Raw genomic sequence first — 25,103 nt, 5'->3', positions numbered from 1 at the left:
GCCCACTTGCACAAAAAAAGGGCAAAAAAAATCCGGAACCCTTTCGGATTCCGGATTTCCTGCTGGTGTGACGATCAGTCAGCCATTGTCACATCAGCGGCATCGCGAAGCATCACACCAGTGCAGCAATCGCCGCATTGAGCGTGTTGCTTGGGCGCATGGCCTTGCTGGTCAGCTCCGGGTTCGGCGCGTAGTAGCCACCGATGTCCACTGGCTTGCCCTGTACTGCGTTGAGCTCAGCGACGATGGTCGCTTCGTTCGCGGTCAGGGTTTTTGCCAGTTCGCCAAACTGCGCTTGCAGTGCAGTGTCTTCGGTCTGGGCGGCCAGGGCTTGAGCCCAGTACAACGCCAGGTAGAAGTGGCTGCCGCGGTTGTCGATGTTGCCGACTTTGCGCGATGGCGACTTGTTGTTGTCGAGGAACTGGCCGGTGGCCTGGTCCAGGGTCTTGGACAGTACCAGGGCTTTCGGGTTGTTGTACGTCACACCCAAATGCTCAAGGGACGCGGCCAGGGCCAGGAACTCGCCCAGGGAATCCCAGCGCAGGAAGTTTTCTTCCACCAGCTGCTGCACGTGTTTCGGAGCCGAACCGCCGGCGCCGGTTTCGAACAGGCCGCCGCCGTTCATCAGCGGCACGATGGACAGCATCTTGGCGCTGGTGCCCAGTTCCATGATCGGGAACAGGTCGGTCAGGTAGTCGCGCAGCACGTTACCGGTCACCGAGATGGTGTCCAGGCCCTTGCGGGTGCGCTCCAGGGTGAACTTCATCGCGTCGACCGGCGACATGATGCGGATGTCCAGGCCTTCGGTGTTGTGGTCTTTCAGGTAAGCCTGAACTTTCTCGACCACGACGCCGTCGTGAGCACGCTTAGGGTCCAGCCAGAAAATAGCCGGGGTGTTGCTGGCGCGGGCACGGTTGACGGCCAGTTTGACCCAGTCCTGGATCGGCGCGTCTTTGGTCTGGCACATGCGGAAGATGTCGCCGGCTTCGACTTTCTGTTCCATCAGCAGGTTGCCCTTGCTGTCGGTGACGCGGACTACGCCGTCAGCCTTGATCTGGAAGGTCTTGTCGTGGGAGCCGTACTCTTCGGCTTTCTTCGCCATCAGGCCAACGTTTGGCACGCTGCCCATGGTGGTTGGGTCGAACGCGCCATTGGCCTTGCAGTCTTCGATGACGGCTTGGTAGATGGTGGCGTAGCAGCGATCCGGGATCACGGCCTTGGTGTCGTGCAGCTGGCCGTCGGTGCCCCACATCTTGCCGGAGTCACGGATCATGGCGGGCATCGAGGCGTCGACGATGACGTCGCTCGGCACGTGCAGGTTGGTGATGCCTTTGTCGGAGTTGACCATCGCCAGGGAAGGGCGAGCGGCGTAGACCGCCTGGATGTCGGCTTCGATCTGCGCTTGCTGGTCGGCCGGCAGGGCCTTGATGCGAGCGTACAGGTCGCCGATGCCGTTGTTCAGGTTGAAGCCGATCTGCTCCAGCACGACAGCGTGCTTGGCCAGGGCGTCTTTATAGAACTCGGCAACGATCTGGCCGAACATGATCGGGTCGGAGACCTTCATCATGGTGGCTTTCAGGTGAACCGACAGGAGTACGCCTTGTTGCTTGGCGTCTTCGATTTCAGCGGCGATGAACGCGCGCAGGGCTTTCTTGCTCAATACGGCGGTGTCGATGATTTCGCCGGCCTGTACCGAAGTCTTTTCTTTCAGGACAGTCGCGGTGCCGTCTTGAGCGATCAGCTCGATTTTGACAGCGTCAGCGGCTTCGATCTGCACGGCTTTTTCGCTGCCGTAGAAATCGCCACTGTTCATGTGGGCGATGTGCGACTTGGAGTCGGCAGCCCAGGCGCCCATCTTGTGCGGGTGCTTGCGTGCGTAGTTCTTGACCGACAGCGGTGCGCGGCGGTCGGAGTTGCCTTCGCGCAGTACCGGGTTCACGGCGCTGCCCTTGACCTTGTCGTAACGTGCACGGGTTTCTTTTTCCGCGTCGGTGGTTACGGTTTCCGGGTAGTCCGGCAGGGCGTAGCCCTGGGCCTGCAGTTCCTTGATCGCGGCTTGCAGCTGCGGGGTCGAGGCGCTGATGTTAGGCAGCTTGATGATGTTGGCTTCAGGCGTAACGGCCAGGTCGCCCAGTTCGGCGAGGTGGTCCGGGATAGCCTTGGCGCCCAGTTGCTCGGGGAAGCTTGCGAGGATGCGCGCGGCGAGGGAGATGTCGCGGGTTTCCACGGCAATATCAGCGGAAGCGGTGAAGGCCTCTACGATAGGCAGCAGTGAATAGGTGGCGAGGGCCGGGGCTTCGTCGGTGAAGGTGTAGATGATCTTCGAGCGGGTGGGCATATTCGGATTAACTCTCTTCTTTGCTGAAAGCGTGCGCAGAAACTCGAGATGCGCCGGGTGGAGCGCGTTCGTTCAAAGTCATCCATGAGCGAAATGTCGAGGTTTCTTCGCGGTGATGTTGGGTTGCATCAGTCGAGCGTCAAGCGGGTGGACTATTGTAATAGTCCGGCTTTGTAGCTGAAGGCACCTGTTCCAGAGCGGTCAGCCGTCGTGACTCTTGGGTCAGCGGCGGCATTATACATAGGTCGCTATGCTTACGCCGAGCCTTCATACAAAAGGTGTGTCGTCCATTGGTCTAAAGGTCGCAGGGCCGAGGTTGCTACCAAAGTCGCACGATGTGCTCAGGATTGGCGATTTTGCCTTTGCTTTCAGGCTTGTAGGCGACAAATTATGCTGTTTTCGATGCAAATGAGCATGGCGTGAGGTTTCAGTCGCCATTTATCTGGAGTAGGCTCGAACGCAGCCAGATGTTCAATCCATAGATGGAGTTCAGCATGGGATACAAGAAGATTCAGGTTCCGGCAGTCGGCGACAAAATCACCGTCAATGCAGACCATTCTCTCAATGTTCCTGACCAACCGATCATCCCTTATATAGAAGGTGACGGTATCGGCGTCGACATCAGTCCGGTGATGATCAAGGTGGTCGACGCAGCTGTTGAAAAGGCCTACGGCGGCAAGCGCAAAATCTCCTGGATGGAGGTATATGCCGGCGAAAAGGCGACTCAAGTCTACGACCAGGACACCTGGCTGCCCCAGGAAACCCTGGATGCGGTCAAGGATTACGTGCTTTCCATCAAGGGGCCGCTGACCACTCCCGTCGGCGGCGGCATCCGCTCGCTGAACGTGGCCCTGCGCCAACAACTCGATCTATATGTGTGCCTGCGCCCGGTGCGTTGGTTCGAAGGCGTGCCCAGCCCGGTCAAGAAGCCGGGCGATGTGGACATGACCATCTTCCGTGAAAACTCCGAAGACATTTATGCCGGGATCGAGTGGAAGGCCGGTTCGCCCGAAGCGATCAAGGTGATCAAGTTCCTCAAGGAAGAAATGGGCGTGACCAAGATCCGTTTCGACCAGGATTGTGGGATTGGTGTGAAGCCCGTCTCCAAGGAAGGGACCAAGCGCCTGGCGCGTAAAGCCCTGCAATATGTAGTGGATAACGACCGCGACTCACTGACCATCGTGCACAAAGGCAACATCATGAAGTTCACCGAAGGTGCCTTCAAGGAATGGGCCTACGAAGTGGCGGCCGAAGAATTTGGCGCCACACTGCTCGACGGCGGCCCGTGGATGCAGTTCAAGAACCCGAAGACCGGCAAGAATGTGGTGGTCAAGGACGCCATTGCCGACGCCATGCTCCAGCAGATCCTGCTGCGTCCGGCCGAGTATGATGTGATCGCGACGCTTAACCTGAATGGTGATTACCTGTCTGACGCCTTGGCGGCGGAGGTGGGCGGTATCGGTATTGCGCCGGGCGCGAACCTGTCGGACACCGTGGCGATGTTCGAAGCTACCCACGGTACTGCGCCTAAATATGCGGGCAAGGATCAGGTGAATCCGGGATCGTTGATTCTGTCGGCCGAGATGATGTTGCGTCATATGGGCTGGACTGAGGCGGCGGATTTGATCATCAAGGGTACCAATGGCGCGATTTCGGCCAAGACTGTGACCTATGACTTCGAGCGCTTGATGGATGGCGCGAAGCTGGTGTCGTCGTCGGGCTTTGGTGAAGCATTGATTTCGCATATGTAAACAAGCCGGCATAAAAAACGGCCATCCAATTTGATTGGGTGGCCGTTTTTTTTTGCTAGCTGCACGCTTGGCGGCGGATCACGCCGTTTGTTTCTTTTCTACTTCGCTCTTGCGTGCTGCTGGGCTGGCAGTGACTTCCGTTTTTGCTGTGTCGATATTCACGGCATGCAGCCCTTTGGGGCCTTGAATAATCTCAAAGGTGACCGCTTGTCCCGCTTTCAGCGTTTTGTACCCGTCCATGATGATCGCTGAGTAGTGCGCAAAAAGGTCCTCGGTTTTCCCTTCTTCATTAACAAAGCCATATCCCTTGGCATTGTTGAACCACTTGACCTTGCCATTGATCTTGACGCCAGACATACCCATATCCCTCTGCACCAGACTCCATCACTGGAGTATCATCCAGTTTATCCGTCCTAACCCGAATAAATAAGGTTGACTGCGCGGACCTTTTTTACCCACTGTGGGTTCTATTGGTTGTAACACCGTTTCGCCGATAGTCAAGGCGACCAGTCGGTCAGAGTTGAAATTCTGACAGGTCGCCCCCACCACTGTATTTGAACCACTGACGAACCTTTCTTTCCATGCATGCAAACAGCCAGATTCGACTAACATTCAATCAGGATCGACCGGATCAGGAACATGATGACGACGGTTCTGCAGGCATTGCTGTTCAGGAGGCCAAGCCTGCCTTACAGGCGCCGCCGATGTACAAGGTGGTTTTGTTCAATGATGACTACACACCGATGGATTTCGTGGTCGAAGTACTCGAGGTGTTTTTTAACCTGAACCGCGAGTTGGCGACCAAGGTAATGCTGGCCGTTCACACAGAAGGACGGGCAGTATGTGGAGTGTTTACCCGCGACATCGCCGAGACAAAGGCCATGCAGGTCAACCAGTACGCCAGGGAAAGCCAGCATCCGCTACTCTGTGAAATCGAGAAGGACGGTTAACGCCGACCACTTGGGTATGAGGTGAAGCTATGTTAAACCGCGAGCTCGAAGTCACCCTCAATCTTGCCTTCAAGGAGGCTCGTTCGAAGCGTCATGAATTCATGACCGTCGAACACCTGCTGCTGGCACTTTTGGATAATGAAGCTGCCGCCACCGTTTTGCGTGCGTGCGGCGCCAACCTCGACAAACTCAAGCATGACCTGCAGGAGTTTATCGACTCCACTACGCCACTTATTCCAGTCCACGATGAAGACCGTGAAACCCAGCCAACCCTGGGCTTTCAGCGGGTGCTTCAGCGTGCCGTGTTCCATGTTCAGAGCTCCGGTAAGCGTGAAGTCACAGGCGCCAATGTGCTTGTGGCGATTTTCAGCGAACAGGAAAGCCAGGCAGTGTTCCTGCTCAAACAGCAGAGCGTTGCCCGTATCGATGTCGTCAACTACATCGCCCACGGTATCTCCAAGGTGCCTGGGCACGGCGATCATTCCGAGGGTGAGCAGGATATGCAGGACGACGAGGGCGGTGAGTCTTCTTCTTCGGGCAATCCACTGGATGCCTATGCCAGCAACCTCAACGAACTGGCGCGCCAGGGGCGGATCGATCCGCTGGTGGGGCGTGAGCTTGAAGTTGAGCGCGTGGCGCAGATCCTTGCCCGTCGTCGCAAGAATAACCCGTTGCTGGTGGGTGAGGCGGGCGTGGGTAAGACCGCGATTGCCGAAGGCCTGGCCAAGCGCATCGTGGACAACCAGGTGCCGGACCTGCTGGCCAACAGTGTCGTCTACTCCTTGGACCTGGGCGCGTTGCTCGCCGGGACCAAGTACCGTGGCGATTTCGAGAAGCGCTTCAAGGCGCTGCTTGGTGAGCTGAAAAAACGCCCGCAGGCTATCCTGTTCATCGACGAAATCCACACCATCATTGGCGCCGGTGCGGCTTCCGGTGGGGTGATGGACGCCTCGAACCTGCTCAAGCCGCTGCTGTCGTCGGGTGATATCCGTTGCATCGGTTCGACCACGTTCCAGGAGTTTCGCGGGATCTTCGAAAAAGACCGTGCCCTGGCGCGTCGTTTCCAGAAGGTCGACGTGTCCGAGCCTTCGGTTGAAGACACCATCGGCATCCTGCGTGGGCTCAAGGGGCGTTTCGAAGCGCACCATGGCATCGAGTACACTGATGAAGCCCTGCGTTCGGCGGCTGAGCTGGCGTCGCGCTACATCAATGACCGGCACATGCCGGACAAGGCCATCGACGTGATCGACGAGGCGGGTGCCTATCAGCGCCTGCAGCCGGTCGAGAAGCGTGTGAAGCGCATCGACGTGCCTCAGGTCGAGGACATCGTGGCGAAGATCGCGCGGATTCCGCCTAAGCACGTCAACAGTTCCGATAAGGAGCTGCTGCGTAACCTGGAGCGTGACCTCAAGCTGACCGTGTTCGGCCAGGATGCGGCCATCGATGCGCTGTCCACCGCGATCAAGTTGTCGCGTGCGGGCCTCAAGTCGCCGGACAAACCGGTTGGTTCGTTCCTGTTCGCCGGCCCGACCGGCGTCGGCAAGACCGAAGCGGCGCGGCAGTTGGCCAAGGCCATGGGCATTGAGCTGGTGCGTTTCGACATGTCCGAGTACATGGAGCGTCACACCGTGTCGCGCCTCATCGGTGCTCCCCCGGGCTATGTCGGTTTCGACCAGGGCGGTCTGTTGACCGAGGCAATCACCAAGCAACCGCATTGCGTGCTGCTGCTCGATGAAATCGAAAAGGCCCACCCGGAAGTCTTCAACCTGCTGTTGCAGGTGATGGATCACGGCACCCTGACCGACAACAACGGGCGCAAGGCGGACTTCCGCAATGTGATCGTGATCATGACCACCAACGCTGGTGCCGAAACGGCTGCGCGGGCTTCGATCGGCTTCAGTCATCAGGATCACTCTTCCGATGCAATGGAAGTGATCAAGAAGAGCTTCACGCCGGAATTCCGCAACCGCCTGGACACCATTATCCAGTTTGGTCGCCTCAGTCATGAGGTCATCAAAAGCGTGGTGGACAAGTTCCTCACCGAGCTTCAGGCGCAGTTGGAAGACAAGCGCGTGCAGCTGGATGTCACGGAAGCGGCGCGCAGTTGGATCGCCGAGGGCGGCTACGATGCGGCAATGGGCGCTCGCCCAATGGCGCGTCTGATCCAGGACAAGATCAAGCGGCCATTGGCCGAAGAGATCCTGTTCGGCGAACTTTCCGACCATGGCGGCGTGGTGCACATCGACCTGAAGGATGGCGAGCTGACCTTCGAGTTCGAAACCACGGCTGAAATGGCCTGATCGATAGCTGCAATAAAGCAAAGGCGCCGAAAGGCGCCTTTTTGCTGTCTGTGGGGGCTGTGGTGATTGTCAAATAGCGCACACACAAAAACGCCCGGCATAACCGGGCGTCTTGTATTGACTTGCTTAGCGAGCGCGGTAAGTGATGCGCCCTTTGCTCAAGTCATAGGGCGTCAGCTCGACGCGCACTTTGTCACCGGTAAGAATACGAATGTAGTTCTTGCGCATCTTGCCGGAGATATGCGCGGTTACGACGTGCCCATTTTCCAACTCCACACGAAACATGGTGTTGGGCAGGGTGTCGACGACAGTGCCTTCCATTTCGAAGCTGTCTTCTTTCGACATGCAGTAAAGCCCTCGGTATCCAGTGAATGGCCCGGTGCAACTGCGCCAGGCAAAAGCGGCGTGCATTGTGCCCGAAAAAGGGTGTTTAAGCCAAGGGGTTCTAGTTAAGCACGACCCATCTTTGATTAATCAGCAGTTCTATGGGCCGATATTGGGTCTTGTAGTTCATCTTTTTGCAGTTCTTGATCCAGTAGCCGAGGTACACCGCCTCCAGTTCCAGGCGCAGTGCTTCGCCGATTTGCCAGAGGATTGCGAAGCGCCCCAGGCTGCGACGCTCTTCGGCGGGCTCGTAGAAGGTGTAGACCGCCGACAGGCCGTTTGGCAGCAAATCGGTCACGGCCACCGCCACCAACCGGCCGTCGGCGCGAAATTCATAGAAGCGTGAAAAGGGCAGGTCGCGTACCAAGAACGTGGAGAATTGGTCGCGACTGGGCGGAAACATATCGCCGTCGGCGTGGCGCTCTTCGATGTAGCGCTGGTAAAGGTCGAAATACTCTTCGGTGAAGCGTGGCTTGGCCGGCATCACCGTGAGGTCAGCATTGCGCTTGAGGATGCGTTTCTGGTTACGGTCCGGCAGAAACTGCGCCACGGGAATACGTGCCGGGACGCAGGCATTACAGTTCTGGCAATGAGGCCGGTACAGATGATCGCCACTGCGCCGAAAGCCCATCTCCGACAGGTCGGCATACACATGCACGTCCATAGGCTGGCTGGGGTCGAGGAACAGTGTGGTGGCCTGCTCGTCGGGCAGATAGCTGCAAGAGTGGGGTTGAGTGGCATAAAACTTCAAACGCGCCAACTCGGTCATGATCAACCCTCGGATAAGCTTTGAAATAAGTGTAAGCCAGGAGCGCGGAAGTCGCCTAGGAAACCCACGGTCCAGCGCTGGGCTGATCCAGATGGTCGCGCAGGAAACCTGCGAAGTCGCTGCGGGATATGGCGCGGGCACCCAGGCTGTGGAGGTGATCGTTGGGCATCTGGCAGTCGATCAATACAAAACCCCATTCCTGTAGCTGGCGGGTCAGCGTGGCAAAGCCGAACTTCGAGGCGTTGTCGGCGCGGCTGAACATGGACTCACCAAAAAACAGCTGGCCCATCGCCAAGCCATACAAGCCACCCACCAGTTTGCCGTCGTCCCACACCTCGACCGAATGCGCGTAGCCGCGCTGGTGCAACTCCAGGTAAGCGCTCTGGATGCTTTCGGTGATCCAGGTGCCGTCGGCATAGGCGCGCGGTGCTGCGCAGGCCTGGATGACGGCGGCAAAGTCCTGATCGAAGGTCACGGTGTAGCGCTGTTGGCGCAACAGCTTGCCCAGGCTGCGGGAGACATGCAGTTCGTCGGGGAATATGACGGTGCGCGGGTCGGGCGACCACCAGAGGATCGGCTGGCCCTCCGAAAACCACGGAAAGCAGCCATGGCGATAGGCGTGTACCAGGCGTTCCGCCGAAAGGTCGCCGCCGGCAGCCAGCAGGCCATTGGGTTCGCGCATGGCCTTGGCCAGGGGAGGGAATGTCAGTGAGTCGCGTTGTAACCAGGTCAGCATGGCATCCAGGCTTACGGAAGGGGAGGGGAGTGGCAGGTATGACACCTGTCTGCGCAGTGCTGATTATTGTCGACACGGCGCCATCGGGCCAGCCCGAATCGGCTATTGAGGTGGATTAGCGTGAGCAGGTGTTTCTGCAACTCTGTGCCGGGGACGTGGTCGTAATCGGGTCTGTGCCATGCAGGCCATTTGCCAAGCTTGCCTGGATTGGTAAAAACAGCGCATAAGCCTTTGTCAGCAAAGACAATGCATGCTCAAATTGAACATGCTGTGACACAAAATTGGCTAGGCTGTCGAGTGAAGGGCAGGGGCGTGGCATCGCCGGCACAAACCCGTACAATGCGGGCATTGTGGCGCTTTCGTCATTTCATCCAGCAAGCGCCCAATGGTAAAAGTAGATTCAACGACGCTCGTTCATTTTTCAACTGCTCGGATTGGGCAGTATTTGCAGTCATTCAACAGATGGACGCGCTAAAGGCGCAGGAAAAGACCCGTTTTGAAGAAATCCGCCGCAACACCTAAAGCAGCAGTCGTGCCGGCCTGGCGCCAGCACCTGCATTATCGCCTCAAGGAAGGTGCGCTGATCGCGATCGGCGCGCTGTGCCTGTTCCTGATGATGGCCTTGCTCACGTACGGCAAGGACGACCCGGGCTGGAGCCACAACAGCAAGATCGAAGACGTGCAGAACTTCGGTGGGCCTGCCGGTTCCTACAGTGCCGATATCCTGTTCATGGTGCTGGGTTACTTTGCTTATATCTTCCCGTTGCTGCTGGCGATCAAGACCTGGCAGATCTTTCGCCAGCGTCATGAACCGTGGCAGTGGAGTGGCTGGCTGTTCTCCTGGCGGCTGATCGGCCTGGTATTCCTCGTACTATCCGGCGCAGCCCTGGCCCATATCCATTTCCATGCCCCCACCGGCCTACCGGCGGGCGCGGGCGGGGCGCTGGGCGAAAGCCTGGGCGACCTGGCGCGCAGGACCCTGAACATCCAGGGCAGCACCCTGATGTTCATCGCCTTGTTCCTGTTCGGTCTCACCGTGTTCACCGACCTGTCGTGGTTCAAGGTGATGGACGTGACCGGCAAGATCACTCTTGACCTACTGGAACTGTTCCAGGGCGCCGCCAACCGCTGGTGGGCGGCCCGTGTCGAGCGCAAGCGCATGGTTGCCCAACTGCGTGAGGTGGACACCCGCGTCAACGAAGTGGTGGCCCCGACCACGCCGGACCGGCGCGAACAGGCCAAGGTCAAGGAGCGCCTCATAGAGCGCGAGCAGGCCCTGAGCAAACACATGTCGGATCGCGAGAAGCAGGTGCCGCCGGTGATCGCCCCGGCACCGCCCAAGGCTCCTGAGCCCAGCCATCGTGTACAGAAAGAGAAACAGGCGCCGCTGTTCGTCGACAGTGCCGTCGAAGGCACCTTGCCGCCGATCTCGATCCTCGACCCGGCCGAAAAGAAACAACTCAACTATTCCCCGGAATCCCTGGCGGCCGTCGGCCACCTGCTGGAAATCAAGCTCAAGGAGTTCGGCGTCGAAGTGTCGGTGGACTCGATCCATCCCGGCCCGGTGATTACCCGTTACGAAATCCAGCCGGCCGCCGGCGTCAAGGTCAGCCGCATTTCCAACCTGGCGAAGGACTTGGCCCGCTCCCTGGCCGTGACCAGCGTGCGCGTGGTGGAAGTCATCCCCGGCAAGACCACCGTGGGTATCGAGATCCCCAACGAAGACCGCCAGATCGTGCGCTTCTCCGAGGTGCTGTCGACGCCGGAATACGACAACTTCAAGTCGCCAGTCACCCTGGCCCTGGGCCACGACATCGGCGGCAAGCCGGTGATCACCGACCTGGCGAAGATGCCTCACCTGCTGGTGGCCGGTACCACCGGTTCCGGTAAGTCGGTGGGTGTGAACGCGATGATCCTGTCGATCCTGTTCAAGTCCGGCCCGGAAGACGCCAAGCTGATCATGATCGACCCGAAGATGTTGGAACTGTCGATCTACGAAGGCATTCCGCATTTGCTGTGCCCGGTGGTCACCGACATGAAGGACGCCGCCAACGCCCTGCGCTGGAGCGTGGCCGAGATGGAGCGCCGCTACAAACTGATGGCGAAGATGGGCGTGCGTAACCTGTCGGGTTTCAACGCCAAGATCAAGGAAGCCCAAGAGCGTGGCGAGACCATTGATGACCCGCTGTACAAGCGCGAAAGCATTCACGACGAAGCGCCAAAGCTGACTAAGTTGCCGACCATCGTGGTGGTGGTCGACGAATTCGCCGACATGATGATGATCGTCGGCAAGAAGGTCGAAGAACTGATCGCCCGTATCGCCCAAAAGGCCCGTGCTGCCGGTATTCACTTGATCCTCGCCACCCAGCGTCCATCGGTGGACGTGATCACGGGGTTGATCAAGGCCAACATTCCGACGCGCATGGCGTTCCAGGTGTCGAGCAAGATCGACTCGCGGACCATCATCGACCAGGGCGGCGCCGAACAACTGCTCGGCCACGGTGACATGCTCTACATGCCGCCGGGCACCAGCCTGCCGATCCGGGTCCACGGCGCCTTCGTTTCCGATGATGAAGTGCACCGTGTCGTTGAAGCCTGGAAGCTGCGTGGCGCACCCGAGTACAACGACGACATCCTCAACGGCGTTGAAGAAGCCGGCAGCGGCTTTGAAAACGGCGGCGGCGGGGGTGACGACGATGCTGAAACCGACGCGCTGTACGACGAGGCCGTGGCCTTCGTGCTGGAAAGCCGTCGCGCGTCGATTTCCGCGGTGCAACGTAAACTGAAAATCGGCTATAACCGCGCCGCCCGCATGATCGAAGCCATGGAAATGGCCGGCGTCGTGACCGCAATGAACACCAACGGCTCGCGTGAAGTCATCGCCCCTGGGCAGATGCGCGACTGATCCCGTGCCGCGTGGCAACACGCGGCACGCCCTGAACACTCAATGAGGACTCCCATGCGCCTTATCCGCATGCTGTTGTTGCCGGCTCTGGCCCTGACCGCTGTTTCGGCCCACGCTGATCCGGCCTCCGTCGCCAGCCTGAAGAACCTGTTGGACAAATCCCAGACCCTGACCGCGCGCTTCTCCCAGCTGACCCTGGATGCTGGCGGCACCCAGTTGCAGGAAACCGCAGGTGAAATGGCCGTGCAGCGTCCTGGCCTGTTCTACTGGCACACTGAAGGCAAGGCCGAGCAGACCATCGTGTCTGACGGCCAGAAGGTCACCCTGTGGGACCCGGACCTGGAGCAGGCGACCATCAAGAAGCTCGACCCGCGCCTGAACCAGACCCCGGCGCTGCTGCTGTCGGGTGATGTGTCGAAGATCAACGACAGCTTCGACATCACCTCCAAGCAAACCAGCAACGTGATCGAGTTCACCCTCAAGCCGAAATCCAAGGACACGCTGTTCGACACGCTGTCCCTGTCGTTCGGCAATGGCGTGATCAACAACATGCGCCTGGTCGACAGCGTCGGCCAACGCACCGACATCCTGTTCTCCGGGGTCAAGGCCAACCAGCCGGTGCCTGCCTCCAAGTTCAAGTTCGACATCCCCAAGGGTGCCGATGTGATCCAGGAATAAATCGCTGCCCATGGACCTGTTTCGAAGTGACCCGATTGCCCAGCCACTGGCCGCGCGCTTGCGTTCGACCAACCTGGACGAGTACGTCGGTCAGGAACACCTGCTGGCTCGCGGCAAGCCGTTGCGCGAAGCCCTGGAGCAGGGTGCGCTGCACTCGATGATTTTCTGGGGGCCGCCGGGGGTGGGCAAGACTACCCTGGCGCGGCTGCTGGCGAAGGTCTCGGATGCACACTTCGAAACGGTCTCGGCGGTACTGGCGGGGGTCAAGGAGATCCGCCAGGCGGTGGAAGTCGCCAAGCAGCAGGCCGGCCAATACGGCAAGCGCACCATCCTGTTTGTCGATGAAGTGCACCGCTTCAACAAGTCGCAGCAGGATGCGTTCCTGCCTTATGTGGAAGACGGCACGCTGATTTTTATCGGCGCCACCACGGAAAACCCTTCGTTTGAATTGAACAACGCTTTGCTGTCGCGGGCGCGGGTCTATGTGCTCAAAAGCCTGGACGAGGCGGCGATGCAGAAGTTGCTGCACCGCGCCCTGAGTGAAGACAAAGGGCTGGGCAAACGGCAACTGAGTGTGAGCGAAGAGGGCTTCAAGATTCTGCTTGCCGCCGCCGATGGCGATGGGCGCCGCTTTCTCAACCTGGTGGAGAACGCCTCCGACCTGGCCGAAGACGGCAGCGAGATCGGCGTCGACCTCCTGCAAAGCCTGCTCGGCGACACGCGCCGGCGCTTTGACAAGGGTGGCGAAGCTTTCTACGACCAGATTTCGGCGCTGCATAAATCCGTGCGCGGCTCCAACCCGGACGGCGCGCTGTACTGGTTCGCGCGCATGATCGACGGCGGCTGCGACCCGCTGTACCTCGCCCGCCGTGTGGTGCGCATGGCCAGCGAAGACATTGGCAATGCCGACCCGCGCGCTCTGAGCCTGTGCCTGGCGGCGTGGGACGTGCAGGAACGCCTCGGCAGCCCGGAAGGCGAGTTGGCAGTGGCCCAGGCCATCACTTACCTGGCCTGCGCGCCGAAAAGCAACGCGGTGTACATGGGCTTCAAGTCGGCCCTGCGCGCCGCCGCCGAACACGGCTCCCTCGAAGTACCGATGCACCTGCGTAACGCGCCGACCAAGCTGATGAAACAGTTGGGCTACGGTGATGAATACCGCTACGCCCACGATGAACCGGACGCCTATGCGGCCGGTGAAGACTACTTCCCCGATGACCTTGAGCCACTCCCGCTCTATCAGCCGGTGCCCCGCGGCCTGGAGTTGAAGATCGGCGAAAAGCTCAATCACCTCGCCCAACTCGATCGACTCAGCCCCAGACAGCGGAGAAAGTAGTGTTCAAGACGATTCTTGCCGTGTCCGCAGCCGGCATCGCTGGTACATTATTGCGTTTCGCCGCTGGCACATGGGTCAGCGCCAACTGGCCGAAGCATTTTTATGCGGCGACCCTGGCGGTCAACCTGATCGGCTGCCTGATCATCGGGCTGTTGTACGGCTGGTTCCTGTTGCGCCCGGAAGTACCGATTGAAATTCGCGCTGGCTTGATTGTCGGCTTTGTAGGCGGTCTGACGACCTTTTCATCCTTTTCACTGGATACGCTGCGCCTGCTGGAAAGCGGGCAGGCCCTGATAGCCTTCGGGTATCTGGGCATCAGCGTGTTCGGCGGGCTGCTCGCCACTTGGGCTGGCCTGTCCTTGACCAAACTTTGATAAACGAGAGACCGACATGCTCGATTCCAAACTGTTACGTAGCAACCTTCAGGACGTAGCGGACCGCCTGGCATCCCGTGGCTTTGCCTTGGATGTTGCGCGCATCGAAGCGCTGGAAGAACAGCGCAAGACCGTCCAGACCCGCACCGAAGCACTGCAGGCTGAGCGTAATGCGCGTTCCAAATCCATCGGTCAGGCCAAGCAGCGCGGCGAAGACATCGCCCCGCTGATGGCGGATGTCGAGCGCATGGGCACTGAGCTGTCCGACGGCAAGGTCGAGCTGGACAAGATCCAGACCGAGCTGGATTCGATCCTGCTGGGCATCCCCAACATCCCGCACGAATCCGTGCCGATTGGCGCAGACGAAGACGGCAACGTTGAAGTGCGTCGCTGGGGTACGCCAACCGTCTTTGATTTCGAGATCAAGGACCACGTTGCCTTGGGCGAATTGACCGGCGGCCTGGATTTCGAAACCGCCGCCAAGATGTCCGGCGCGCGCTTTGCCTTGCTGCGCGGCCCGATTGCGCGCATGCACCGTGCCCTGGCGCAGTTCATGATCAACCTGCACACCGGCGAACACGGTTACGAAGAAGCCTACACTCCATACCTGGTGCAGGCGCCGGCGTTGATGGGCACCAGCCAGCTACCGAAGTTCGAAGAAGACCTGTTCAAGATCAGCCGCGACGGCGAAGCCGACCTGTACCTGATCCCGACCGCTGAAGTGTCGCTGACCAACATCGTGTCTGGCGAGATCCTCGACGCTAAAGAGCTGCCGTTGAAGTTCGTGGCCCACAGCCCGTGCTTCCGCAGCGAAGCCGGTGCGTCTGGCCGTGACACCCGCGGCATGATCCGCCAGCACCAGTTCGACAAGGTCGAGATGGTGCAGGTGGTCGAGCCGTCGACTTCCATGGAAGCCTTGGAAGGCCTGACCGCCAACGCCGAACGCGTTCTGCAATTGCTGGAGCTGCCGTACCGCGTGCTGGCGCTGTGCACCGGCGACATGGGTTTCAGCGCCGTGAAGACCTACGACCTCGAAGTGTGGGTGCCGAGCCAGGACAAGTACCGCGAGATTTCGTCGTGCTCCAACTGCGGTGATTTCCAGGCCCGTCGCATGCAGGCGCGTTTCCGCAACCCGGAAACCGGCAAGCCTGAGCTGGTGCACACCCTCAACGGTTCCGGTTTGGCCGTAGGCCGTACCCTGGTGGCGGTGCTGGAAAACTACCAGCAGGCTGACGGCTCGATCCGTGTACCGGAAGTGCTCAAGCCGTACATGGCGGGCGTTGAGGTCATCCGCTAAATGGAATTTCTGCCGCTGTTTCATAACCTGCGCGGCAGTCGTGTGTTGGTCGTCGGTGGCGGGGAGATTGCCTTGCGCAAATCCCGGCTGCTGGCCGATGCCGGTGCGTTGCTGCGGGTGGTTGCTCTCCAGATCGAAGACCAGTTGCGTGAACTGGTACTGGGCAGTGGCGGGGAACTGATTTTGCGCGGTTATCAGGAGGCGGACCTCGACGGTTGCACCCTGATCATCGCGGCCACCGACGATGAGCCGTTGAACGCGCAAGTGTCCAGCGATGCCAAGCGCCGTTGCGTGCCGGTCAATGTGGTGGATGCACCGGCCTTGTGCAGCGTGATCTTCCCGGCGATTGTCGACCGTTCACCCTTGGTGATCGCGGTGTCCAGCGGCGGCGATGCGCCGGTGCTGGCGCGCCTGATCCGCGCCAAGCTGGAAACCTGGATTCCGTCCACCTATGGCCAACTGGCCGGTTTGGCGGCGCGTTTTCGTGCCCAGGTCAAAAGCTTGTACCCGGATGTGCAGCAGCGCCGCGCATTTTGGGAAGACGTGTTCCAGGGCCCGATTGCCGACCGTCAATTGGCCGGGCAGGGTGCTGAAGCCGAGCGCCTGTTGATCGAAAAGGTCAACGGCGCGCCGCCGAATGCACCGGGCGAAGTCTACTTGGTGGGCGCAGGCCCGGGTGATCCGGACCTCCTGACCTTCCGCGCCCTGCGCCTGATGCAGCAAGCCGATGTGGTGCTGTATGACCGCCTCGTAGCCCCCGCGATTCTCGAACTGTGCCGCCGTGACGCCGAACGTGTATACGTCGGCAAACGCCGCGCCGACCACGCCGTGCCGCAAGACCAGATCAACCAGCAATTGGTGGACCTGGCCAAGCAAGGCAAGCGCGTGCTGCGCCTCAAGGGTGGCGATCCGTTCATCTTTGGCCGTGGTGGCGAAGAGATCGAGGAACTGGCGGCCCACGGCATTCCGTTCCAGGTGGTGCCGGGGATCACGGCGGCCAGCGGTTGCGCGGCGTATGCCGGGATTCCGCTGACTCACCGCGACTACGCACAGTCGGTGCGGTTCATCACCGGGCATTTAAAGGACGGCACTTCGGACCTGCCCTGGCATGACCTAGTGGGGCCATCGCAGACCCTGGTGTTCTACATGGGATTGATTGGCTTGCCGATCATCTGCGAACAGCTGATCAAACATGGCCGTGCATCGGATACCCCTGCAGCGTTGATCCAGCAGGGCACCACCTCCAACCAGCGCGTGTTTACCGGCACGCTGGCGGACCTGCCGCGCATGGTGGCGGAGCATGAAGTGCATGCACCGACACTGGTGATCGTGGGTGAGGTGGTGGTGTTGCGCGAGAAGCTCAAGTGGTTTGAAGGCGCGCAGTCTCAAGTTTGACACTGTACCTGTGGCGAGGGAGCAAGCTCCCTCGCCACAAGGTGTTTTCAGCTCAAGATGCCGTTACCGACCAGGCGCTGACGATCATGGGCAGCATCAAAATGCTGCAACGGCCCCTTCGGCACAATCCCCGTCGGGTTGATCGTGCGGTGACTGGCATAGTAATGCCCTTTGATATGCGCAAAATCCACCGTCTCAGCCACGCCCGGCCACTGATACAGCTCCCTTAGCCAATTCGACAGGTGCGGATAATCCGCAATCCTGTGCAGGTTGCATTTGAAGTGGCTGTAATACACCGCATCAAAGCGAATCAGCGTGGTGAACAGCCGTACATCCGCCTCGGTCAGGTATTCACCGGCCAAGTAGCGATGCTCACCCAGATGCTGCTCCAGATGATCCAGCTCCGCAAACACATCCTCAAACGCACGTTCATACGCCTGCTGCGACGTCGCGAAGCCCGCGCGGTACACGCCGTTGTTCACGGCCGGGTAAATACGCTCATTCAGTGCGTCAATGCTCGGGCGCAGTGGCTCGGGGTAGAAGTCCAGGGTGTTGCCGGTCACCTCATTAAACGCACTGTTGAACATACGGATGATCTCCGCCGATTCATTGCTGACGATGCGCTTGAGCTTTTTGTCCCACAGCACTGGCACGGTGACGCGCCCGGTGTAGTCGGCCGTGTCAGCCGTGTAGCGCTGGTGCATGAAGTCGAAATCATCCAGCTTGTCGCCGGTGGAGCCGTGAGCCTTGTCGAACGTCCAGCCGTTTTCCAGCATCAACCAACTGACCACGGACACGTCGATCAGGCTTTCCAGTCCTTTGAGCTTGCGCAGAATCAGGGTGCGATGGGCCCACGGGCAGGCGAGAGAGACATAGAGGTGGTAGCGACCGGTCTCGGCCTTGAATCCGCCTTCGCCACTCGGGCCCGGCGCGCCATCGGCGGTCACCCAGTTGCGGCGTTGCGCCTGTTCCCGTTGGAATGCGCCGTCTGCGCTACTTTCGTACCACTGGTCTTTCCAGCGTCCTTCGATCAGCAAACCCATGACTGGCTCCTTGGCTAATAAGCGTTGGAGGCCAGTCTAAAGGGCTGAGTTCGATTTAAAAGCGCAAAGACCGGGCGTTAATGATCGATTAAATCGATTTGTCCCGCGCGTCCCAGTATTGCTGGGCCAGGACGAACGCCTGTTCCCGTGAATGGCCCAGGCCGCGCAGGGCCAGGGCCATGGTCGCGATCAAGGCCAGTTGCGGGTAGCTTTCTTCGACATCACCGCGCCACAACGCCTTCAGGTGTTCCGGTTCAAGTGTGGCGGGTTTGACGTGGCGCTGGGCGGAGAGGGCGGGCCACTCTTCGTCCCAGCTTTCGCCGCCGGTGGTGCCGTAAAGGTGGCTGGCCGAGTCGGGGTTGATCTCGATCTCGCCGCCGTCGCCCTTCACCACGATCACGTTGTCGCCGAGCAGGCCGCTGGCATCGCGGTGCACGCCCTGATAACCCGGATGGAAAATGCTTTGCAGGCCCAGGCGCGCATTCAAGGGATTGAGCAAACGCGCCAGGGAGTGGATCGGCGAGCGCAGGCCCAGGGTGTTGCGCAGGTCGATCATGCGTTGCAATTGCGGCGCCCAGTCGCCCAGTGGAATAAACGCCAGGTTGCCTTGCGCATAGGCGGCCTCGACCTGCTGCCAGTTGCGGCACAGCGGGATCTGCAAACCTTCCAGCAGTTGTTCGGTGTACAGCCGGCCCGCCGTGTGTGCGCCGCCGCCATGCATAAGGATGCGCACACCATTCTGCGCCAGGCACTTGGCCGCCAGCAGGTACCACGGCAGGTGGCGCTTCTTGCCGGCGTAGGTTGGCCAGTCGACATCCACGTTCAGCGCCGGTGCATCCAGGCGTTCGCGAACGGCTTCGGTGAAGCCGGCGAGTTCTTCCGGGCTTTCTTCCTTGTGGCGCAACAACATCAGGAAGGCGCCGAGCTGGGTGTCTTCGACTTTTTCATCGAGCAGCATGCCCATGGCTTCGCGGGCTTCCTCGCGGGTGAGGTTGCGCGCGCCGCGCTTGCCTTTGCCCAGGATGCGCACGAACTGGGCAAACGGGTGCTCGGCAGGGGTTTCAAGGGTCAGCGGGGCAAAGTCGGTCATAAGCAATTCGTCGGCCTGGGCAGGCCCGCCAGCTTGGCGGCGAGTTTGGCGGGAGTGCCGTTGAACAGTTTGTTGAGGTGCAGGCTGTTGCCCTTTTCCGGGCCGAGCTTCAAGGCGGTGTACTTGATCAGCGGACGTGTGGCCGGGGACAGTTGGAATTCGGCATAGAACTGGCGCAGCAGTTCGAGGATTTCCCAGTGGGCCGGCGTCAGCTCCATGGCTTCGGCGGCGGCCAGGGCATGGGCGACGTCAGCGGACCAGTCGTTCAGGTCGGCCAAATAACCGTCCTTGTCCAGTTCCAGGGTACGTGCGCCTACGGTCAGGGTGTTCATAGCCAGGTGTTGACCTTGTCGTAGTCAATCGACAGCTGCACGAAACCTGGGTAGTCCACGCTGTCGGCCCAGTCCGGGAGCGGCAGGTTGCGCGCCTGCATGTCTTCGGCCAGCACGAACACCTTCACGCCCTGGGTGTGCAGGGCAGGGACGTGCAGCCCATAGGCGCCGTCGCCGCACAGCAGGATCGCGTCCTCGGCGCCGCAGATACGCAGGCAGCTGTCGAGGCGACTGTCGGAAAACGGGGAGTGAGACACCACGTGTAAAGTCGACATCAGAGGGTAATCACCTGGTCGTAACGGTCAATCAATTGGGAAATAGCGTCGTTGCTCAACGGTTGCGCCTCAGTGGGCGGCGTCAAGCCACGCACGGCCATGCTGTGGCGGCAGACAAAGACATCATCGATGCCGAACAGCTCCAGTGCCTGCAGGTTGGCACTGAGGTCCTTTTGTTGCACGGCCTTGGCGTTCTGGTGCGCAGCGAGCTGGAACACGCCGTCATCCATGAATAGCAAGCCGATGGGCAGATCGAATGCGCCACCGGCCAGCACGATATCCAGCGCTTCCCGTGCGCTCGGCCCGGACCACGGTGCCTGGCGGCTGATCACCAACAAGGATTTAGACATCTCACGGCCCTCCAAAACAGATCAGGCGGTCGGCATCCTGGATCGCATCATGTAACTGCCCCAGGCCAGACAGCGCCCAGGGCGCATCCAGATTCACCGCTGTGCGCTGATACCGAGTGGCTTCCTCCTGGTTGAGAACGCCACGGCGTAACGCAGCGGCAATGCACACCACGCCATCAAGCTGGTGCTGGCTGACAAACTCACGCCATTGGCGGGCGATGTCTTGCTCGTCCTGGGGCGCAACGATGTTATTGGATGCGCTGTGCACGCCATCCTGATAGAAAAACAGCCGCACAATCTCATGCCCACCGGCCAGCGCCGCCTGGGCGAACAGCAGGGCGCGGCGCGAGGAGGGCGCGTGGGCGGCGGAAAACAAGGCAATCGCAAACTTCATGGAACACTCGGCAAGCAAACGTGGGCCAATGATAAAGCCGCCGCCACGAAAAAGCCCGCCGTGATCAAAACGGTCATCTTTGCTGACTGTTTCGGCGATTGCCGTGAGGGGCAAGGCTGCCTAGTCTGTGGGCAGTCGAAACGGAAATGGAGTGCCCATGTCAGGTCCTTTGGCGTCCCTCAAAGTGCTGGATTTTTCCACCCTGCTGCCCGGCCCGTTTGCCTCCCTGATGCTGGCAGACATGGGCGCCGAGGTGTTGCGTATCGAGTCGCCCACGCGCCTGGATCTGTTGCGGGTACTGCCGCCCCATGATCAGGGCACATCGGCGAGCCACGCCTACCTCAATCGCAATAAACGCAGCTTGGCGCTGGACCTCAAGCAGGCCGAGGCGCTAGAGATCGTGCGGGCGCTGGTGAAGGACTACGACATCCTGCTCGAACAATTCCGCCCTGGAGTGATGGACCGCCTGGGTTTGGGTTATGAGGCACTGAAGGCGATCAATCCCCGGCTGATTTATGTGTCGATCACCGGTTATGGCCAGACAGGGCCCTATAAAGACCGCGCCGGACACGATATCAACTACCTGGCGTTGGCCGGCGTGGCCAGCTACACCGGGCGCCAGGACAGCGGGCCGCTGCCATTGGGTGTGCAAGTGGCGGACGTGGGTGGTGGTTCGTTGCACGCAGTGGTGGGGTTGCTGGCGGCGGTCATCGCCCGGCAGCAGAGCGGGGTTGGTCAATACCTGGATGTGAGCATGACCGACTGTTCGTTCAGCCTGAACGCCATGGCTGGCGCGGGTTACCTGGCGTGTGGGGTGGAGCCGGAGCGCGAGGGCCATGTACTCAATGGCGGTAGCTTTTACGATTACTACCGCTCGCGGGATGGGCGTTGGATGTCGGTGGGCAGCCTGGAGCCTGGGTTTATGCAGCAGCTCTGCGAGGCGCTGGGGCGGCCGGAGTTGGCGGCGCTGGGTTTGTCGCCCAAGCTCAAGGTGGCGCTGCAGGTTGAGTTTGAGAAGCGCAGTTTCGATGAGCTGTGCACGTTGTTCGCCGGGGTGGATGCGTGCGTGGAGCCGGTGTTGAGCCTGAGTGAGGCGGTGGAACATCCACAGCTCAAGGCGCGGCAACTGGTCAGCCAGGTGCCACGGGGCGATGGCTCGACTCAGGCGCAATTGGCCTGCCCGCTGAAGTTTTCGCAAGGGTTACCGGCACCGAGGCATATGGGGTCCGCGATGGGGGCGCACAGTGATGAAGTGTTGGCGGAGCTGGGCCTGAGCCCGCAGCGAATCAGCGAGCTGCGCGCCGCTCGCGTGATTGCCTGACGCCTATTCGACGCGGGTTTCGCCGGTAAACACCAAGGTTTGCCGACACCGCCGACACAAATACCGCCGCCCCTGAGCCACCATGCCATGGCGTTGTGACGAGAACGGAAAGTCACTGTCCGCACACGGGCATCGGTAGATGTAACGGGTCACCTGGCGACGCTTCACCTCATAGGTGTGGCAACGGTCCGGCGGCAGTTCGTAGACCCCGCGCATGATCAATTGCCATTCCTCACCATGGGGCTGGATGCGTTCGCCAAACAATTGGTGGGCAATCAGATGCGCCACCTCATGGGCCACGGTCTGTTTCAGGAAGTGTTGGCTGTTTTCACGGTACAACTGTGGGTTGAATCGCAGCAGGTTCTCGTGCAAATGCGCGACACCGGCTTTCTGGCCCCGCAGCTTGAGGCTGACCTGGGGGCGTTTGAAGCTTCGTTTAAAAAAAGATTCGGCTTGTAGGAAACAATCTTCGACGCGGGTATTGAGTTGCTCGGGCATGCTGTACATATCTCCAGAGACGCCCAGTATGCCGCAAAGCTGGGTGTTTCCGAATCTGTCAGGCGCCGAATGGTCGTGCATGATGCACAAAGCCACCTTGCGGTGGCTTTGCCTAAGGTTTTAAACGGTCAGTTGGTGTAGATCGGGCCCACGCCCAGCCCCCACACGATCACGGTAAACGCCATGATCGCTACCAGTACCACCAGGCCCACGGCCAGTACCGAGCTGGAAAATAGAAAGCCTTCATCCGGGTCGATGTTCATGAAGGTCGGCAGCCCCACATAGAGCAAATACACTGTGTAACAGATGGCCGCCGTACCCACGACCATACCCAGCCACATATGCGGATAAAGCGCGGCCAGCCCACCGATAAACAGCGGCGTAGCGGTGTAGGTGGCAAAGGCCACGCAGCGCGCCATGCTGGGGTTGGCGTCGTAGGTGCGCGCCATCCAGTGAATGAACGCGCCCATCACCGCCACGCCGCCCAGCATGGCGGCGTAGGACATGATGGTCATCCACAAGGCGCTTTCCTGGGTCAGCATCACGGGCGCACGGTTGCCGATGACCCAGCCAACCTGGGTGGTGCCGATAAAGGCGGAAACGGCGGGGATCGCCGCAAGAATCAAGGTGTGAGTGAGGTACATGTGGCCGATGCTTTCTTCTTTATCGCCACGGATTTCCCGCCATTCCTGGTCGGGATGGGTAAACAGCCCCACGACGTGATGGATCATGCCAGTCACTCCTGTCGTTATTACCATCGCCCCCCATCGGAGCGCCCGCGGGCCAAATGGCCTCAAAGGTCTGGATAGATGTGCGACCTCTAGTCGCAGTATAGGAAGTGATGACCGGAATAACTGTAGGGCCTTTAGAGCAAATTGCGCTGTAAACATTGGGCTTAATCGCGGTGGGGTCTTTTACCGCTAGCCCTTTTGATGGTTTTTTTGCGTAAAATACCCGGCTTTTCGTCACACACCTCTAGCGGATCCAAGCGCCATGGGCACTCTTACGGTCAACCAGAACAAACTGCAAAAACGCCTGCGTCGCCTGGCCGGTGAAGCGGTCGCCGATTTCAACATGATCGAGGACGGCGACAAGGTCATGGTCTGCCTCTCCGGTGGCAAAGACAGTTACACAATGCTCGACGTGCTGCTGCACCTGCAAAAGGTCGCGCCGATCAAGTTCGAGATCGTCGCCGTCAACATGGACCAGAAACAACCGGGCTTCCCCGAGCATGTGCTGCCGGCCTACCTCAAGGAGCTGGGCGTCGAGTACCACATCGTCGAGAAAGACACCTACTCGGTGGTCAAGGAGCTGATTCCGGAAGGCAAGACCACCTGCTCGCTGTGCTCGCGCCTGCGCCGTGGCACGCTGTACACCTTCGCGGATGAAATCGGCGCGACCAAGATGGCCCTGGGTCACCACCGCGACGATATCGTCGAGACCTTCTTCCTCAATATGTTCTTCAACGGCTCGCTCAAGGCCATGCCGCCCAAGCTGCGTGCCGATGACGGGCGCAACGTGGTGATCCGCCCGCTGGCGTATTGCAACGAGAAGGACATCCAGGCCTACTCCGACTTCAAGCAATTCCCGATCATTCCGTGCAACCTGTGCGGCTCCCAGGAAAACCTGCAGCGCCAGGTGGTCAAGGAAATGCTGGTGGATTGGGAGCGCAAGACCCCAGGCCGTACCGAAAGCATCTTCCGCAGCTTGCAGAATGTGCAGCCGTCGCAGTTGGCCGACCGCAACCTGTTCGACTTCACCAGCCTGAAAATTGATGAAACCGCCACCTCGCGCTTCGTCAACGTAGTGAACCTCTGAGCCATTTCAACGCTCTGACACACGGCGCTCGCGGGCGCCGTTTTCAATTCAACTGCCAGGAGAGGGCATGCGCGATTACAAGTGGCTGCACGAATACTGTCTGAACCGCTTCGGTTCGGCGGCCGAGCTGGAAGCCCATCTGCCTGTAGCCAAGACCCCGGCGCAATTGCGCAAGATCAGCGATGATCGCTACCTGTCGACCCTGGCGCTGCGCGTGTTTCGTGCGGGCTTGAAGCACAGCGTGGTGGATGCCAAGTGGCCGGCGTTCGAAAAGGTGTTTTTCGGCTTCGACCCGGAAAAAGTCGTGTTGATGGGCGCTGAGCATCTGGAGCGCTTGATGCAGGACACCAGCATCATCCGTCACCTGGGCAAGCTCAAGAGCGTGCCGCGCAATGCGCAGATGATCCTCGACATCGAGCAGGAGAAGGGCAGCTTCGGCGCGTTTATCGCCGACTGGCCGGTGACCGATATCGTCGGGCTGTGGAAGTACCTGAGCAAGCATGGCCATCAGCTTGGCGGGCTGTCAGCGCCGCGCTTCTTGCGCATGGTTGGCAAGGACACCTTTGTGCCGAGTTATGACGTGGTGGCGGCGCTGAACGCGCAGAAGATCGTCGACAAGGCACCCACCAGCCTGCGCGACCTGGCGACGGTGCAGGGCGCATTCAACCAGTGGCATGCCGAGAGCGGGCGGCCGATGTGCCAGTTGTCGATGATGTTGGCGTACACCGTCAATCACTAACCGCTTTTACTGTGGCAAGCCCGCTCGCCACTA

General features: G+C 60.0%; 26 protein-coding genes. 13 read left to right on the top strand and 13 right to left on the bottom strand.

The genetic code is table 11. The features are described 5' to 3' along the window. Positions 1-112: 112 nt before the first annotated feature. Positions 113-2,338 (bottom strand): NADP-dependent isocitrate dehydrogenase, encoded by a 2,226-nt coding sequence (locus AYR47_RS25570; protein WP_061448902.1) that lies wholly within the window; start codon positions 2,336-2,338, stop codon positions 113-115. Positions 2,339-2,832: 494 nt separating this feature from the next. On the opposite strand from AYR47_RS25570, the gene icd reads away from it, so the two are divergent. Next, a complete protein-coding gene (gene icd / locus AYR47_RS25565) occupies positions 2,833-4,089 on the top strand; it encodes an NADP-dependent isocitrate dehydrogenase (protein WP_061449482.1) in 1,257 nt (418 codons plus the stop codon). Positions 4,090-4,167: 78 nt separating this feature from the next. On the opposite strand, the gene cspD is transcribed toward icd, so the two are convergent. Further along, positions 4,168-4,446, bottom strand: a complete 279-nt coding sequence (gene cspD, locus AYR47_RS25560) for a cold shock domain-containing protein CspD (RefSeq protein ID WP_033896873.1) — start codon at positions 4,444-4,446, stop codon at positions 4,168-4,170. Between the two features lie 224 nt (positions 4,447-4,670). On the opposite strand from cspD, the gene clpS reads away from it, so the two are divergent. Together clpS and clpA are read left to right on the top strand one after the other, a co-directional pair. After that, a complete protein-coding gene (clpS, locus tag AYR47_RS25555; RefSeq protein WP_005789091.1) occupies positions 4,671-5,039 on the top strand; it encodes an ATP-dependent Clp protease adapter ClpS in 369 nt (122 codons plus the stop codon). 29 nt (positions 5,040-5,068) lie between these two features. After that, positions 5,069-7,339, top strand: a complete 2,271-nt coding sequence (gene clpA / locus AYR47_RS25550; RefSeq protein ID WP_033896823.1) for an ATP-dependent Clp protease ATP-binding subunit ClpA — start codon at positions 5,069-5,071, stop codon at positions 7,337-7,339. Between the two features lie 126 nt (positions 7,340-7,465). Here clpA and infA read toward each other — a convergent pair whose 3' ends face one another. The 3 genes from infA to aat all read right to left on the bottom strand — a co-directional run bounded on the left by infA (position 7,466) and on the right by aat (position 9,228). Next, the gene (gene infA, locus AYR47_RS25545) at positions 7,466-7,684 is read right to left on the bottom strand and encodes a translation initiation factor IF-1 (RefSeq protein ID WP_002553999.1); all 219 of its coding nucleotides are present in this window, start codon (positions 7,682-7,684) and stop codon (positions 7,466-7,468) included. A 100-nt stretch (positions 7,685-7,784) separates the two neighbouring features. Beyond that, the gene (locus tag AYR47_RS25540; protein WP_016975530.1) at positions 7,785-8,492 is read right to left on the bottom strand and encodes an arginyltransferase; all 708 of its coding nucleotides are present in this window, start codon (positions 8,490-8,492) and stop codon (positions 7,785-7,787) included. Positions 8,493-8,547: 55 nt separating this feature from the next. After that, the gene (gene aat, locus AYR47_RS25535) at positions 8,548-9,228 is read right to left on the bottom strand and encodes a leucyl/phenylalanyl-tRNA--protein transferase (protein WP_033896821.1); all 681 of its coding nucleotides are present in this window, start codon (positions 9,226-9,228) and stop codon (positions 8,548-8,550) included. A 312-nt stretch (positions 9,229-9,540) separates the two neighbouring features. Here aat and AYR47_RS32620 point away from each other — a divergent pair, with 312 nt between their 5' ends. Genes AYR47_RS32620 through cysG form a run of 7 tightly spaced genes read left to right on the top strand, consistent with a single transcriptional unit; the run spans position 9,541 to position 17,210 of the window. Continuing rightward, entirely contained in the window at positions 9,541-9,750 is a 210-nt protein-coding gene (locus AYR47_RS32620) for a hypothetical protein (RefSeq protein WP_167351271.1), read from the top strand. Then, the gene (locus AYR47_RS25530; protein ID WP_061448901.1) at positions 9,725-12,133 is read left to right on the top strand and encodes a DNA translocase FtsK; all 2,409 of its coding nucleotides are present in this window, start codon (positions 9,725-9,727) and stop codon (positions 12,131-12,133) included. The genes AYR47_RS32620 and AYR47_RS25530 overlap by 26 nt, the downstream gene beginning before the upstream one ends. Before the next feature lie 54 nt (positions 12,134-12,187). Then, entirely contained in the window at positions 12,188-12,811 is a 624-nt protein-coding gene (lolA, locus tag AYR47_RS25525) for an outer membrane lipoprotein chaperone LolA (RefSeq protein ID WP_016975527.1), read from the top strand. 10 nt (positions 12,812-12,821) lie between these two features. After that, the gene (locus AYR47_RS25520; protein WP_061448900.1) at positions 12,822-14,144 is read left to right on the top strand and encodes a replication-associated recombination protein A; all 1,323 of its coding nucleotides are present in this window, start codon (positions 12,822-12,824) and stop codon (positions 14,142-14,144) included. Next, a complete protein-coding gene (crcB, locus tag AYR47_RS25515; RefSeq protein ID WP_033896818.1) occupies positions 14,144-14,518 on the top strand; it encodes a fluoride efflux transporter CrcB in 375 nt (124 codons plus the stop codon). The genes AYR47_RS25520 and crcB overlap by 1 nt, the downstream gene beginning before the upstream one ends. A 16-nt stretch (positions 14,519-14,534) precedes the next feature. Further along, the gene (gene serS / locus AYR47_RS25510) at positions 14,535-15,815 is read left to right on the top strand and encodes a serine--tRNA ligase (RefSeq protein ID WP_038847883.1); all 1,281 of its coding nucleotides are present in this window, start codon (positions 14,535-14,537) and stop codon (positions 15,813-15,815) included. Next, entirely contained in the window at positions 15,816-17,210 is a 1,395-nt protein-coding gene (gene cysG / locus AYR47_RS25505) for a siroheme synthase CysG (protein ID WP_033896815.1), read from the top strand. Between the two features lie 47 nt (positions 17,211-17,257). On the opposite strand, the gene AYR47_RS25500 is transcribed toward cysG, so the two are convergent. The 6 genes from AYR47_RS25500 to tusD form a co-directional block, all read right to left on the bottom strand. Continuing rightward, on the bottom strand, positions 17,258-18,253 hold the full coding sequence (locus tag AYR47_RS25500; protein ID WP_061448899.1) for a glutathione S-transferase family protein: 996 nt from the start codon (positions 18,251-18,253) through the stop codon (positions 17,258-17,260). An 88-nt stretch (positions 18,254-18,341) separates the two neighbouring features. Beyond that, positions 18,342-19,343 (bottom strand): glycosyl transferase family protein, encoded by a 1,002-nt coding sequence (locus AYR47_RS25495; RefSeq protein ID WP_061448898.1) that lies wholly within the window; start codon positions 19,341-19,343, stop codon positions 18,342-18,344. Then, entirely contained in the window at positions 19,340-19,675 is a 336-nt protein-coding gene (locus AYR47_RS25490) for a TusE/DsrC/DsvC family sulfur relay protein (protein ID WP_061448897.1), read from the bottom strand. The genes AYR47_RS25495 and AYR47_RS25490 overlap by 4 nt, the downstream gene beginning before the upstream one ends. Next, positions 19,672-19,950: a sulfurtransferase complex subunit TusB gene (gene tusB, locus AYR47_RS25485; protein ID WP_033896811.1), complete on the bottom strand. Its 279-nt coding sequence runs from the start codon at positions 19,948-19,950 to the stop codon at positions 19,672-19,674. Before tusB ends, AYR47_RS25490 begins: the two co-directional genes overlap by 4 nt. Further along, positions 19,950-20,300 carry a sulfurtransferase complex subunit TusC gene (gene tusC, locus AYR47_RS25480; RefSeq protein ID WP_033896810.1) on the bottom strand — a complete coding sequence of 117 codons (351 nt, stop codon included), beginning with the start codon at positions 20,298-20,300 and terminating at the stop codon, positions 19,950-19,952. The genes tusB and tusC overlap by 1 nt, the downstream gene beginning before the upstream one ends. 1 nt (position 20,301) lies before the next feature. Continuing rightward, positions 20,302-20,694, bottom strand: a complete 393-nt coding sequence (gene tusD / locus AYR47_RS25475; RefSeq protein ID WP_033896872.1) for a sulfurtransferase complex subunit TusD — start codon at positions 20,692-20,694, stop codon at positions 20,302-20,304. A gap of 157 nt (positions 20,695-20,851) precedes the next feature. On the opposite strand from tusD, the gene AYR47_RS25470 reads away from it, so the two are divergent. After that, complete coding sequence (locus tag AYR47_RS25470; protein WP_061448896.1) at positions 20,852-22,015, top strand: CaiB/BaiF CoA transferase family protein; 1,164 nt, start codon at positions 20,852-20,854, stop codon at positions 22,013-22,015. A gap of 3 nt (positions 22,016-22,018) precedes the next feature. Here the strand turns inward: AYR47_RS25470 and AYR47_RS25465 are convergent, their stop codons facing one another. Next, positions 22,019-22,513 (bottom strand): SprT family zinc-dependent metalloprotease, encoded by a 495-nt coding sequence (locus tag AYR47_RS25465; protein WP_010209629.1) that lies wholly within the window; start codon positions 22,511-22,513, stop codon positions 22,019-22,021. Positions 22,514-22,641: 128 nt separating this feature from the next. After that, positions 22,642-23,244, bottom strand: coding sequence for a Yip1 family protein (locus tag AYR47_RS25460; protein ID WP_016977555.1), 603 nt, complete (start codon positions 23,242-23,244; stop codon positions 22,642-22,644). Between the two features lie 262 nt (positions 23,245-23,506). Here AYR47_RS25460 and ttcA point away from each other — a divergent pair, with 262 nt between their 5' ends. After that, positions 23,507-24,331, top strand: a complete 825-nt coding sequence (ttcA, locus tag AYR47_RS25455; RefSeq protein ID WP_033896808.1) for a tRNA 2-thiocytidine(32) synthetase TtcA — start codon at positions 23,507-23,509, stop codon at positions 24,329-24,331. A gap of 67 nt (positions 24,332-24,398) precedes the next feature. Then, positions 24,399-25,070, top strand: a complete 672-nt coding sequence (locus AYR47_RS25450; protein ID WP_028616779.1) for a DNA-3-methyladenine glycosylase I — start codon at positions 24,399-24,401, stop codon at positions 25,068-25,070. Positions 25,071-25,103: the final 33 nt, after the last annotated feature.

Source organism: Pseudomonas azotoformans (genome assembly GCF_001579805.1).
GTDB classification, from domain to species: domain Bacteria; phylum Pseudomonadota; class Gammaproteobacteria; order Pseudomonadales; family Pseudomonadaceae; genus Aquipseudomonas; species Aquipseudomonas azotoformans_A.
This window is presented reverse-complemented; position numbering and strand designations above follow the sequence as displayed.